Origin of the sequence: Enterobacter cloacae complex sp. 372C4 (assembly GCF_050030615.1) — a bacterium.
GTDB classification, from domain to species: Bacteria; Pseudomonadota; Gammaproteobacteria; order Enterobacterales; family Enterobacteriaceae; genus Enterobacter; species Enterobacter intestinihominis.
Genome location: NZ_JBLGUQ010000001.1, coordinates 1,890,740 through 1,903,746 on the forward strand (window position 1 = coordinate 1,890,740; position 13,007 = coordinate 1,903,746).

The following is a 13,007-nucleotide window of genomic DNA, read 5'->3' on the forward strand; positions in this document are numbered from 1 at the left end:
AGCTGATTACGTTAATGGGATACGCTGAATAAAGCGAAGTATAATTCCTGCTACGTTGTGTATTTGCGAGCCGCTTTCCAGACGACTGCTACTCCTCCTCGTTCCCGCCCTCTTCATACGCGCCATACGGCTTCGCAGGCAGAACGATATAGGTGCCTTCAAACACCGCGCCCGGCGTTTCATCGCCGAACAGCTCAACCTGCATTTGTACGCGTGCTTTACGCCCACGCGCCAGACGGTCGAGATCGCCGCCCAGTGCGCCCAGGTCAGCTACCGCGCTCGGCTTGCCGCTGATCGGCGCGCTGTAGCGGATATGGGCATCGGCCAGAATAATGGTGCCGCCGAGATGACGTTCGCGCAGCATCAGCCAGATCAGTCCCCAGCCGGTGAGCGTGGCGAGTGAAAACAGGCTACCGGCAAACAGGGTATGGTGTGGGTTCTGGTTGCCGGTTTCCGGCATGGTGGTAATAAATTTTTGCCCGGTATATTGCTGAATACGCACGCCCATTTTTTCACTGAGCGGAATGTGCTGATACCACGCCTGCTGGAGCTGCCCGCACCAGTCGGCACGATGGAGAATATCGTCCAGGGTGGCGATGGGTTTGATCATCAAAAAGTGACGAATCGGCGTAGTTTGCGGGGCGGTGATTTCCCCCTGATTCACGAAACCAAGCTTGGCAAAGAACTCAACGGCATCTTCACGGGCGCTACAGGTGACGCGCTTGACCCCTTCCTGACGGGCGACGGATTCCAGCGTCATGGCCATCAGCGTTCCAAGGCCTTTGTCCTGCACGGAGGGGTGAACGGCCATAAAGCGGATTGAAGCTTCGTTGTCGGCATTGATATACAGACGCCCCACGGCAACGAGGTTGCCCTCTTCATCAACCACCATCTGGTGGTGCGCCATCGCGTCCCAGGCGTCGCGTTCAGACCCTTTCGGTTGATGCAGTGGCTTGCGCAGCATTTCCCAGCGGAAATGGTAATAAACCTCTAACTCTTCTTCCGTTTGCGGTACTCGAAGGTGATACATAGCTGTACTCTCTCTTGTTACCCGCGGCCAGGCCGCCAGTTGGCTCATACCTGGAGCCAGAATGTGACGGGGCCATCGTTCACCAGCGAAACCTGCATATCCGCAGCGAATCGTCCGGTTTGTGTATTCATGTCCTGTTGGCGACAGCGCTCAACAAAGTACTCGTAAAGGGCTTCTGCGCGATCCGGTGCCGCGCCCTTCGAAAAACTCGGCCGCATGCCGCGTTCGGTATCCGCAGCCAGCGTAAACTGGGACACCACCAGCACGCTGCCGCCCGCCTGCTGAACGTTCAGGTTCATCTTGCCTTCCGCATCGCTGAAAATGCGGTAGCCCAGCACGCGCTCACACAAGCGGTTGGCTTTTTGTTCGTCGTCATCCTTTTCGACACCCAGGAGCACCAAAAGTCCTGGGCCGATTTCACCCGTCACCTCATCCGCCACGGTGACGCTGGCACGGGTTACGCGCTGAATCAATGCAATCATGGTTGGTCTGCTTCTTGTTGTTTTTCAGCTTCTGCTGCTTTTTTAAGTTCGCGGTAGACCCCGAGAGTGACAGTTATTTCGGCGCCAAGCAAGACGATGCACCACGTCCAGTAGACCCAGACAAACAAAATGGGGATCACCGCCAGTACGCCGTAAATCAGCTGATAAGAGGGGAACATGGTGATATAAAGCGCGAATCCTTTCTTGCCCAACTCAAAGAGCAACGCCGCGACCAGCGCACCCACCACGGCATCCCGGTTGGGTACGCGCGTAGTTGGCACCACGCTATAAAGCAGCCAGAACGAAAGCCACGATAAAATCAGCGGGAAGATGCGCAGCACGTTATCGATCACGCTGTTTAAATCGCTCGCCCAGCGCAGCGAAAGAAGGTAGGAGCTGATCGCCAGGCTCGCCCCCGCCAGCAAGGGGCCGAGGGTTAAAATCATCCAGTAGACGGCAAAGGAATAGACCTTTGGGCGGACTTTTTTGCTCCGCCAGATAGTGTTGAGCGCACTGTCGATGGAGTACATCAGCAGCAGCGCGGTAACAATAAGCCCACACGCCCCCACCGCCGTCATCTTGCTGGAGTTAGCGACAAACTGTTCAATGTAGTTCTGGATCACATCGCCGGTGGCAGGAATAAAGTTTGCGAAAACAAAATGGCGAAGCTGCATGCTCACATCGGCAAACATCGGAAACGCCGAAAAAAGCGCAAAAATCACCGCCACCAGCGGAACCAGCGAAAGCAAGGACACGTAAGCGAGATTGCCCGCCAGCGTGGTCATGTTGTCCTCATCAATGCGATGCCAGAGGAGTTTCAGCCACGCCCTCAGCGGGCGCGTGTGGTGATTGGCTTTTTGATGAACGGTTTTTAGCATAACTGCTTCGCAAAGTAGTTCGGTATCGTCTCTTTTCCGGTCACCAGAATGGAGGTGATACCTAACTGATTAGCCCCTTCTATATTATCGGCGTTGTCGTCAAAAAAGACCGCATCCGCTGCCGTGAATCCTTCTTCCTGCAATACCGCCTGATAGATGCGCGCCTCAGGTTTACGCATCCCCATCTCCTGGGAGAGATACACTTTATCTGCCGCCGCGTGAATTTCCGGGTATTCATCCGGCCAGAAGGTGGTATGCAGGCGGTTGGTATTAGACAGCACGACAACGCGATGCCCCTGCTCGCGCAGCTTGTGCATGATGTCGATCACTTCGGGGCGGATCGCGACAAATATGGCCTGCCAGCCGTGGGAAAACTGCTCGTAGCTTAACGAGAGACCCATTTCCTGACAGAAACGCTCTGCGAACGCTTCATCGCTGATCTCACCGCGCTCGTGCAGATGGAAAGTCTCACCCATCGCGAAATTCTGCTTTAACGTCGCCAGCGGAACACGGCTAAAATCGCTCCATGCGCCCAGCACCCGGTTAAAATCGATATCGACGATTACATTTCCTAAGTCAAAGATATAAAGCATGTTTATCTCCTTTCGCCGTGGAAAAGTAACTGTAGCGGGAAAGAGAAAGTTTAGCTATGCGCCAGATTCAGCTTAGAGAAAGGAAAGGCCCGAATCGCAATATCGGGCCATAGGATTTTCAGCCAGCCTGCTGCTCTTCTCCGGAATTGACTTCGACAACCTCAACCTTGCTGGATTTGAGGTGATTTTGCAGCGCCGGGCCGGGCAGCTCATCGGTGAACAGCGCCGTCGCCTGCGCCACGTTGCCGATTTCAACCGCCGCGGAGGCGTGGTATTTCGTATGATCGGCCGCCAGTAAAATGTGACGGGAGTGAGCGATCATGGTTTTCACCACGCTGGCTTCGTTAACGTCAAATTCCATCATCGCGCCGTCGTGCTCTATCGCCCCGACGCTGGTGACCAGGTAATCTGCGCGAAATCCTGACACGAACGCCGTTGCCGCAGGACCGATAATGCCGCCGTTATGCGGGCGCAGCGTACCGCCGGGCACCATCACCTCAAAGCGCGGATTCTTATAAAGAATGTGCGCCACCCGCAGGCTGTTAGTGATGATGCGCAGATGATTATGGTTAAGCAGTGCCCGGGCAACGTGCTCCACGGTCGTCCCGATGGTGATAAAAATGGTCGAACCGTCGGGAATATAGTCCGCAATCGCTTCGGCAATCGCCCGTTTCTCTTCGGTAAGCGAGACTTCACGCTGTTCGAACGCCGTGTTGACCACGCTGGATGCCCTGCCCGCGCCGCCGTGATGACGGGTGATCAGCCCCTGCTCGCTAAGCTTGCGGATATCCCGGCGCACGGTTTGCGTCGACACATCCAGCAGCTGCGCCAGTTCATCAATGTTCATATAGCCGCGATCGGCAATCAGCGTCAGCAGCTGATCGTGACGCGGGTTGCCGGTCAGTTCGGTAAGGCTCATGGGCTGTCCTCTGAAAACCATCACGCCCCGCATTTTATACAAAAAGTGACAAAAAAGAGCGGGTTTGATCACAGTCGGGTATACCCGCGCGCCCGCCGGGCTTTGTGCATTTCAGTGCTGCGACGGCGCTGGCAAAACGCACGGCGTCTGCGGCGGGCAATTTCTGCCCCAGGCTGACCGCCAGCGCACCGTGGAACACGTCGCCCGCGCCGGTGGTATCAATGACGTTCACTTCAAAACCAGGCTGATGACATAGCGCGCCGTTTTCCAGCCAGAAACAGCCGTCTCGCCCCTGCGTGACATACACATGTCCATTTGTGAGCATTTGTGCTTTTTTTAATGCGTCTTCTGTTTCATCCAACTGCGTTAAACGCCGCAGCCCAGGCGCAGAGAAGGCCGCGTGATCGCTTAAGGCGATCAGCTCCGCGATATCCTGCGGGGTAACATCCGCATCCAGCAACGTCGGAACGCCCTGCTGACGGGCCAGGGTAAATGCCTGTTTTGCCCCGTCATGCCAGCGCACGTCGGCTAAGACAATGTCCCACTGAGAGAAGTCGATTTCATGCAGCCAGCCTGCCTCGGCGGGCAGATCGGGGCTGGGGTAGTTAGCAATCACTCTTTCCCCACCTGCGTCCACCAGCACCGCCGATTGCGACGATCGGGCCCCCTTAACTACGCGCGTATAGCGGGTGTTCACCCCCAGGGATTCCAGCTCCGCAAGCAACCGTCTGCCGGTATCGTCGTCCCCCACCCGACCAATAAAATCCACTTCCGCGCCCAGTTTCGCGGCTGCCACTGCCGCCGTTGCCGCCGGGCCGCCGCCCACTTCCGTGTAGTCTTTTGCGACATATTTCCCACCTTCTTTTGGTAAATCATCGAGATACCAGATGCGATCCAGCACGGTAATGCCGACACAAACGATGCGAGTCATGGTGATTCCTTCTGCGATTTCTGATGCCTTCATTTTAATTTCACCAAATGTTTAAAAAGTGACCCGTGTCAATTTTTTGACTATAAATTACAAATACGATCAAAAACAGACACCACAAACGCGCAAAAATTGACACGATGTGACAGGAGAGAGGCATGTCAGCAATCGCATTTATCGGCTTAGGACAGATGGGCGCGCCCATGGCGAAGAATCTGTTGAAACAGGGCCACCAGCTTAACGTTTTTGATGTGAACCCGCAGGCGGTTCAGGCGCTGGTAGAGAGCGGCGCCCGGGCGGCGGCAACGCCCGCACAGGCAGCAACGGATGCCGAATTCGTGATCACTATGCTGCCAAACGGCGACCTGGTGCGCAGCGTGCTGTTCGGCGAGCACGGCGTGTGCGAAGGATTATCCCGCGACGCGCTGGTCATTGATATGTCCACCATTCACCCGCTGCAAACCGACGCGCTGATCCGCGACATGGCAGAGCAAGGCTTCAGCCTGATGGACGTGCCCGTCGGGCGCACCTCTGATCATGCCATCGCCGGTACGCTACTCCTGCTGGCAGGCGGCACGGCAGAGCAGGTTGAGCGCGCCACCCCCGTCTTAATGGCGATGGGTAATGAACTGATTAACGCCGGCGGGCCGGGAATGGGCATCCGCGTGAAGCTCATCAATAACTACATGAGCATCGCCCTGAACGCCCTTTCCGCCGAGGCCGCCGTACTGTGCGAAGCGCTTGGCCTCTCCTTTGACGTGGCGCTCAAGGTGATGAGCGGCACACCTGCGGGCAAAGGCCACTTCACCACGTCATGGCCGAACAAGGTGCTGAAAGGGGATCTTTCACCCGCCTTCATGATCGACCTTGCGCATAAGGATCTGGGGATCGCCCTCGACGTGGCCAACCAGCTGCATGTCCCAATGCCGCTGGGCGCGGCTTCACGCGAAGTTTACAACCAGGCACGCGCCGCCGGGCGCGGGCGCGAAGACTGGACAGCCATTCTTGAACAGGTTCGCGCATCTGCCGGGCTGAAAAAATCACACTGATACGAAAGGACTGAGGAATGACGATGTACACCCTGAAAGATATCACCCGACCTTCCGGCGGTTTTGCGATGCTGGCCGTGGATCAGCGCGAAGCGATGCGCCTGATGTTTGCGGCGGCAGGCGCGCCGGTACCGGTAACCGACCAGCACCTGACGGATTTTAAAGTCAACGCGGCAAAAATTCTGTCGCCGTACGCCTCTGCCATTCTCGTCGACCAGCAGTTCTGCTATCGCCAGATTGTCGAGCAGCGGGCCGTGGCCAAAAGCTGCGCGATGATTGTGGCAGCCGACGAGTTTATTCCGGGGAACGGTATTCCGGTCGACAGCGTGGTGATCGACAAGAGCATTGACGCGCAGGCGGTCAAACGCGACGGCGGCAAGGCGCTGAAGCTGCTGGTGCTGTGGCGCAGCGATGAAGATCCGCAGCAGCGCCTGGAGATGGTGAAAGCGTTCAATACGCTGTGCCACGACAACGGGCTGTTGAGCATTATCGAGCCGGTTGTGCGTCCACCGCGCCGCGGCGCCGCGTTTGACCGCGAGCAGGCGATTATCGATGCGGCCAAAGAGCTGGGCGACAGCGGTGCCGACCTCTACAAAGTGGAAATGCCGCTGTTTGGTAAGGGCACGCAGCACGAGCTATTGACGGCCTCGCAGAAGCTGCACGAGAACATCGCCATGCCGTGGGTGATCCTCTCCTCCGGCGTGGACGATAAGTTATTCCCGCGCGCGGTGAGCGTGGCGATGCAGGCGGGGGCATCGGGCTTTTTAGCCGGTCGCGCCGTCTGGTCCTCTGTGATTGGCCTGCCGGACACCGAGTTGATGCTGCGTGATATTTCCGTACCAAAACTTCAGCGTCTGGGTGAGATCGTCGACGAAATGATGGCTCGCCGTTAAGAAAGGATCCGAACATGAAATGGTTTAATACCCTGAGCCATAACCGCTGGCTCGAACAAGAGACCGACCGCATTCTCGATTTCGGTAAAAACGCCGCCGTACCGACCGGCTTTGGCTGGCTGGGCAATAACGGGCAGGTGCGTAGCGATATGGGCACCCATCTGTGGATCACCGCCCGCATGCTGCACGTCTACGCGGTGGCGGCGAACATGGGACGTCCTGGTGCGTACGCCCTGGTTGAGCACGGCATTAATGCCCTGAACGGTCCGCTGCGCGACAAGCAGCACGGTGGCTGGTACGCCTGCGTAAACGATGAAGGCGTGATTGATGCGTCCAAGCAGGGCTATCAGCATTTCTTCGTCCTGCTGGGCGCGGCGAGCGCCGTCACCACCGGCCATCCGCAGGCACGCAAGTTGCTGGACGACGCCATCGAGGTGATTGAGCGCTACTTCTGGAGCGAACAGGAGCAGATGTGCCTGGAGTCCTGGGATGAAGCGTTCAGCAAAACGGAAGATTACCGCGGCGGTAACGCCAACATGCACGCCGTGGAAGCTTTCCTCATCGTCTATGACGTGACCCTCGACCGCAAATGGCTCAACCGCGCCCTGCGCATCGCCTCGGTGATTATTCACGACGTGGCGCGCAAAGGGGAGTACCGCGTTAACGAGCATTTCGACACCAACTGGAACCCGATCCGCGACTACAACATCGATAACCCCGCCCACCGCTTCCGCGCCTACGGCGGCACGCCGGGGCACTGGATTGAGTGGGGTCGCCTGATGCTGCACCTGCGCGCCGCGCTGGAAGCCCGCTTTGAAACCCCGCCGGAATGGCTGCTGGAAGATGCGAAAGGACTGTTCCACGCCACTATCCGCGACGCCTGGGCACCCGACGGGGCCGATGGCTTTGTCTACTCCGTGGGCTGGGACGGCAAGCCAATCGTCCGCGAACGCGTGCGCTGGCCAATCGTCGAAGCGATGGGTACGGCTTACGCGCTCTACACCGTCACCGGTGAGGCGCAGTACGAAGCCTGGTATCAGAAGTGGTGGGATTACTGCATCAAGTACCTGATGGATTACGAAAACGGTTCATGGTGGCAGGAGCTGGACACCAATAACGAAGTGACCACCAAAGTCTGGGACGGCAAGCAGGATATTTACCATCTGCTGCACTGCCTGGTGATCCCCCGCCTGCCGCTGGCGCCGGGCTTAGCGCCTGCCGTAGCCGCCGGATTACTGGATAGCCTGGCCAAATAATAAAGACGGAGTTTTTATGCGTACCCTACACAATATTGACCTGAAAAATAACGAAAGTGGTTTTACCCTGCGCTGGCAGGACCGTCTGATTTTATCCCACTCTGCGGATGCCCCTTGCCTGTGGATCGGCGCAGGTGAGGCGGATATCGAGATGTTTCGCGGCAACTTCAGCATCAAAGACAAGCTCAACGAAAAGATTGCCCTGACGAACGCGACCGTTACGCAGCAAAGCACGGGCTGGGCAATCCGCTTTACCCGCGGCGACGCGGTGAGCGCGACGTTGTTGGTGGGCGTGGATGGTGAAGGCCGTCTGGAGCTGAAGCTGAAAAATGACGCCGCCAGCCATAACCGCATCTGGCTGCGGCTGGCAGCTCAGCCTGACGATCATATCTACGGCTGCGGAGAGCAGTTCTCGTATTTCGATCTGCGCGGCAAGCCGTTTCCGCTGTGGACCAGCGAGCAGGGCGTGGGCCGCAATAAGCAGACCTACGTCACCTGGCAGGCCGACTGCAAAGAGAACGCGGGCGGCGATTACTACTGGACCTTCTTCCCGCAGCCTACCTTCGTGAGCACCCAGAAGTACTACTGCCACGTGGATAACAGCTGTTATATGAACTTCGACTTCAGCGCGCCGGACTTCCACGAGCTGGCGTTCTGGGAAGATAACGCCACGCTGCGCTTCGAATGCGCAGAAACCTACGTCGATCTGCTGGAAAAACTGACCGGCCTGCTGGGGCGTCAGCCTGAACTGCCGGACTGGGTTTACGACGGCGTGACGCTGGGTATTCAGGGTGGCACCGAGGTGTGTCAGCAGAAGCTCGACGCCATGCGCGAGGGCGGCGTGAAGGTGAACGGCATCTGGGCGCAGGACTGGTCCGGCATCCGCATGACCTCCTTCGGCAAACGCGTGATGTGGAACTGGAAGTGGAACAGCGCGCTCTATCCGCAGCTTGATGAGCGGATTGCGCAGTGGAAACAGGAGGGCGTGCAGTTCCTCTCCTATATCAACCCGTACGTCGCCAGCGATAAAGATCTCTGCGAAGAGGCGGCGAAACGCGGCTATCTGACCAAAAACGCCAACGGCGAGGATTACCACGTTGAGTTCGGCGAGTTCTACGCAGGCGTTATCGACCTGACCAACCCGGCAGCCTACGGCTGGTACAAAGAGGTCATCAAAAAGAACCTGATCGAACTGGGCTGCGGCGGCTGGATGGCCGATTTCGGGGAATATCTGCCGACCGATACCTTCCTGCACAACGGCGTTAGCGCGGAGATCATGCATAACGCCTGGCCTGCCCTGTGGGCGAAATGTAACTACGAAGCACTGGAGGAGACCGGCAAGCTCGGGGAGATCCTGTTCTTCATGCGCGCGGGCTACACCGGCAGCCAGAAGCACTCGGTGATGATGTGGGCGGGGGATCAGAACGTCGACTGGAGCCTGGACGACGGTCTGGCGTCCGTCGTACCGGCGGCGCTGTCTCTGGCGATGACCGGGCACGGGCTGCACCACAGCGACATTGGCGGCTATACGACGCTGTTCGAGATGAAGCGCAGCAAAGAGCTGCTGCTGCGCTGGTGCGATTTCAGCGCCTTTACGCCGATGATGCGTACCCACGAGGGCAATCGCCCTGGCGACAACTGGCAGTTCGACAGCGACGCCGAAACCATCGCGCACTTCGCGCGCATGACCACCGTGTTCACCACTCTGAAGCCGTACATCAAAGCTGCGGTTGCGCAGAACGCGAAAAGCGGCCTGCCGGTGATGCGTCCGCTGTTTCTGCACTACGAGGACGACGCGCGCGCCTACACGCTGAAATACCAGTACCTGTTTGGCCGCGATCTGCTGGTGGCGCCGGTTCATGAAGAGGGACGCCGCGACTGGTCGCTCTATTTGCCGCAGGACAGCTGGGTCAATGCGTGGACGGGGGAAACCTGCCAGGGCGGTGACGTGACCGTTGATGCCCCGCTCGGCAAACCGCCGGTCTTCTATCGCCAGCAAAGCGAATGGGCAGATCTGTTTAGCACCTTACGTCATATCTGATAAGGCTCGCCCGCGGGGAAACCTGCGGGCAGACGGAGAACAATAATGAGTCAACATACTTCTGACCCGGCAACCCTGCGCCTGCCGTTTAAAGAAAAACTCGCCTACGGGATGGGCGATCTCGGCTCTAACATCCTGCTGGATATCGGCACGCTGTATCTGCTGAAGTTCTACACCGACGTGCTGGGACTGCCCGGTACCTACGGGGGGATTATCTTCCTGATTGCGAAGTTTTTTACCGCCTTCACCGATATGGGCACCGGGATCATGCTCGACTCTCGGCGCAAGATTGGCCCGAAAGGGAAATTCCGCCCGTTCGTGCTGTATGCAGCCTTCCCTGTGACGCTGCTGGCGATTGCCAACTTCGTCGGCACACCGTTTGAGATGACCGGCAAAACGGTGATGGCAACGGTGCTGTTCATGCTGTACGGCCTGTTCTTCAGCATGATGAACTGCTCTTACGGCGCGATGGTGCCCGCCATTACCAAAAACCCGGACGAGCGAGCCTCGCTGGCGGCCTGGCGTCAGGGCGGCGCCACGCTCGGCCTGCTGCTCTGTACGGTGGGCTTTGTCCCGGTGATGAACCTCATTGAGGGCAATGACCAGCTTGGCTACATCTTTGCCGCCACCCTCTTCTCGCTGTTCGGGTTGTTCTTTATGTGGTGGTGCTATAAGGGCGTAACCGAGCGTTACGTTGAGACGCAACCTGCTAACCCGGCGCAGAAACCGGGGCTGTTGCAGTCGTTTCGCGCCATCGCCGGGAACCGTCCGCTGTTTATCCTGTGCATCGCTAACCTGTGCACGCTGGGTGCCTTTAACGTCAAACTCGCCATTCAGGTCTACTACACGCAGTACGTGCTGAACGACCCGATCCTGCTGTCGTACATGGGCTTCTTCAGCATGGGCTGTATTTTTATCGGCGTCTTTATGATGCCTGGCGCGGTGCGGCGCTTTGGTAAGAAAAAGGTCTATATCAGCGGGCTGGCAATTTGGGTGGCAGGCGATCTGCTTAACTACTTCTTCGGCGGCGGCTCGGTGAGCTTTGTGGCGTTCTCCTGTCTGGCGTTCTTCGGTTCCGCGTTCGTGAACAGCCTGAACTGGGCGCTGGTCTCCGATACCGTGGAGTACGGCGAGTGGCGCACCGGCGTACGCTCCGAGGGGACGGTCTATACCGGCTTTACCTTCTTCCGCAAGGTATCGCAGGCGCTGGCGGGCTTCTTCCCGGGGATCATGCTTACGCAGATTGGCTATGTGCCCAACGTGGTGCAATCCGCCGGCACGGTTGAAGGGCTGCGGCAGCTGATATTTATCTACCCGAGCCTGCTGGCGGTCATCACCATCGTGGCGATGGGCTGCTTCTACAACCTCAACGAGAAGATGTATGTGCGCATCGTAGAAGAAATTGAGCTGCGCAAACGTACGGCATAAATGACGTGATTGAGCGCCCTGCGGGGCGCTTTGAGGATCGACCATGACACACAATACTGATCCGTTAACCCTGAAATTGAGCCTGCGAGAGAAGTGCGCCTACGGGATGGGCGATTTTGGCTCGAACCTGATGCTGTGTATTGGCACGCTGTATCTGCTGAAGTTTTACACGGACGAGCTGGGCATGCCCGCGTTCTACGGCGGCATCATTTTTCTGGTCGCCAAGTTCTTTACCGCGTTTACCGACATGCTGACCGGGGTGCTGCTGGACTCCCGGCGTAATATCGGCGCGCGGGGGAAATTCCGGCCATTCATTCTCTACGCCTCCGTCCCGGTGGCGCTGGTGGCCACGGCGCAGTTTATGGCCAACGACTTTAGCCTGACGGTGAAAACGGCCCTCGCCACCGTGCTCTTCATGATGTTTGGCCTCTGCTACAGCCTGATGAACTGCGCCTACGGTGCAATGGTTCCGGCCATCACCAAAAACCCGAACGAGCGCGCGCAGCTTGCGGCGTGGCGTCAGGGCGGCGCAACGGTAGGACTGTTGCTCTGCACCGTCGGCTTTATGCCGATTCAGGCGCTGTTCGTCAGCCAGCCCTCACTCGGCTATCTGGTGGCCGCGCTGGTGTTCGTCACCGGGGGGCTGTTCTGCATGTGGTGGTGCTACAGCGGGGTGAAAGAGCGCTACGTCGAGCTTACGCCCGATCACCATAAGCCCGGCATTCTGAAATCATTCTGCGCAATTTTCCGCAATCCGCCGCTGCTGGTGCTGTGCATCGCCAGCCTCTGTACCCTCGCCGCGTTTAACATCAAGCTGGCGATCCAGGTCTATTACACCCAGTACGTGCTGAACGATCTGCATCTCCTGTCGTGGATGGGCTTTTTCAGTATGGGCTGCATTCTGATTGGCGTGTTTCTGGTGCCCGGTGCGGTAAAGCGCTTTGGCAAGAAACCGGTCTATCTGGGCGGGCTGGCGCTGTGGGCGGTGGGCGACGTGCTGAATTTCTTCTGGGGGACCAGCTCCCTGCTGTTTGTGCTCTTTTCCTGCATGGCCTTCTTCGGCACGGCGTTTGTGAACAGCCTGAACTGGGCGCTGGTGCCGGATACGGTTGATTACGGCGAGTGGAAAACCGGGATTCGCGCCGAAGGGTCGGTGTATACCGGCTATACCTTCTCGCGCAAAATCTCCGCGGCGCTCGCCGGTTTTCTGCCCGGCATCATGCTGACCCAGATTGGCTACGTTCCCCATGCCGTGCAGAGCGCGGGCACGCTGCTGGGTTTGCGTCAGCTGATTTTCCTCTGGCCGTGCGGCCTGGCGATCGTTGCTGCCGTGACCATGGGGCTGTTTTATAAACTCAACGAAGCGCGCTTCGCCTTTATTATCGAGGAGATTGGAAAACGGAAAAAACAGACAGCAAATACCCCTGAGATAACCACCAACAATAAAGCGTCAGCAGTCACTTTATAACTATAAATCCGGCCAATATGTCCTTCCTGTTAATCAGGAGGG

At 57.8% G+C, this 13,007-nt stretch carries 12 protein-coding genes; 6 read left to right on the forward strand and 6 right to left on the reverse strand.

Annotated features, from left to right (window positions below):
- Nucleotides 1-88 precede the first annotated feature (88 nt).
- The 6 genes from fabY to ACQG11_RS09115 form a co-directional block, all read right to left on the reverse strand.
- Complete coding sequence (gene fabY / locus ACQG11_RS09090; RefSeq protein ID WP_022649838.1) at nucleotides 89-1,030, reverse strand: fatty acid biosynthesis protein FabY; 942 nt, start codon at nucleotides 1,028-1,030, stop codon at nucleotides 89-91.
- A 44-nt stretch (nucleotides 1,031-1,074) separates the two neighbouring features.
- The gene (dtd, locus tag ACQG11_RS09095) at nucleotides 1,075-1,512 is read right to left on the reverse strand and encodes a D-aminoacyl-tRNA deacylase (protein WP_015569909.1); all 438 of its coding nucleotides are present in this window, start codon (nucleotides 1,510-1,512) and stop codon (nucleotides 1,075-1,077) included.
- Entirely contained in the window at nucleotides 1,509-2,390 is an 882-nt protein-coding gene (locus ACQG11_RS09100) for a virulence factor BrkB family protein (RefSeq protein WP_023298923.1), read from the reverse strand. The genes dtd and ACQG11_RS09100 overlap by 4 nt, the downstream gene beginning before the upstream one ends.
- Nucleotides 2,384-2,983: a glucose-1-phosphatase gene (yihX, locus tag ACQG11_RS09105; protein WP_003861947.1), complete on the reverse strand. Its 600-nt coding sequence runs from the start codon at nucleotides 2,981-2,983 to the stop codon at nucleotides 2,384-2,386. The genes ACQG11_RS09100 and yihX overlap by 7 nt, the downstream gene beginning before the upstream one ends.
- Nucleotides 2,984-3,101: 118 nt before the next feature.
- Nucleotides 3,102-3,902, reverse strand: coding sequence for a DeoR/GlpR family DNA-binding transcription regulator (locus tag ACQG11_RS09110; protein ID WP_003861944.1), 801 nt, complete (start codon nucleotides 3,900-3,902; stop codon nucleotides 3,102-3,104).
- A 34-nt stretch (nucleotides 3,903-3,936) separates the two neighbouring features.
- Nucleotides 3,937-4,833 (reverse strand): sugar kinase, encoded by an 897-nt coding sequence (locus tag ACQG11_RS09115; protein WP_022649843.1) that lies wholly within the window; start codon nucleotides 4,831-4,833, stop codon nucleotides 3,937-3,939.
- Between the two features lie 155 nt (nucleotides 4,834-4,988).
- Here ACQG11_RS09115 and yihU point away from each other — a divergent pair, with 155 nt between their 5' ends.
- The 6 genes from yihU to ACQG11_RS09145 are packed head-to-tail and all read left to right on the forward strand — an operon-like array spanning nucleotide 4,989 to nucleotide 12,965.
- Nucleotides 4,989-5,879, forward strand: coding sequence for a sulfolactaldehyde 3-reductase (gene yihU, locus ACQG11_RS09120; RefSeq protein WP_022649844.1), 891 nt, complete (start codon nucleotides 4,989-4,991; stop codon nucleotides 5,877-5,879).
- Between the two features lie 17 nt (nucleotides 5,880-5,896).
- On the forward strand, nucleotides 5,897-6,772 hold the full coding sequence (gene yihT, locus ACQG11_RS09125; RefSeq protein WP_063148341.1) for a sulfofructosephosphate aldolase: 876 nt from the start codon (nucleotides 5,897-5,899) through the stop codon (nucleotides 6,770-6,772).
- Between the two features lie 14 nt (nucleotides 6,773-6,786).
- Nucleotides 6,787-8,028, forward strand: a complete 1,242-nt coding sequence (gene yihS / locus ACQG11_RS09130) for a sulfoquinovose isomerase (protein ID WP_332954013.1) — start codon at nucleotides 6,787-6,789, stop codon at nucleotides 8,026-8,028.
- A 16-nt stretch (nucleotides 8,029-8,044) separates the two neighbouring features.
- Nucleotides 8,045-10,069, forward strand: a complete 2,025-nt coding sequence (locus ACQG11_RS09135; RefSeq protein WP_022649847.1) for an alpha-glucosidase — start codon at nucleotides 8,045-8,047, stop codon at nucleotides 10,067-10,069.
- A 45-nt stretch (nucleotides 10,070-10,114) separates the two neighbouring features.
- Nucleotides 10,115-11,497, forward strand: coding sequence for an MFS transporter (locus tag ACQG11_RS09140; RefSeq protein ID WP_022649848.1), 1,383 nt, complete (start codon nucleotides 10,115-10,117; stop codon nucleotides 11,495-11,497).
- Between the two features lie 43 nt (nucleotides 11,498-11,540).
- On the forward strand, nucleotides 11,541-12,965 hold the full coding sequence (locus ACQG11_RS09145; protein ID WP_426728321.1) for an MFS transporter: 1,425 nt from the start codon (nucleotides 11,541-11,543) through the stop codon (nucleotides 12,963-12,965).
- The last annotated feature ends 42 nt before the right edge of the window (nucleotides 12,966-13,007 follow it).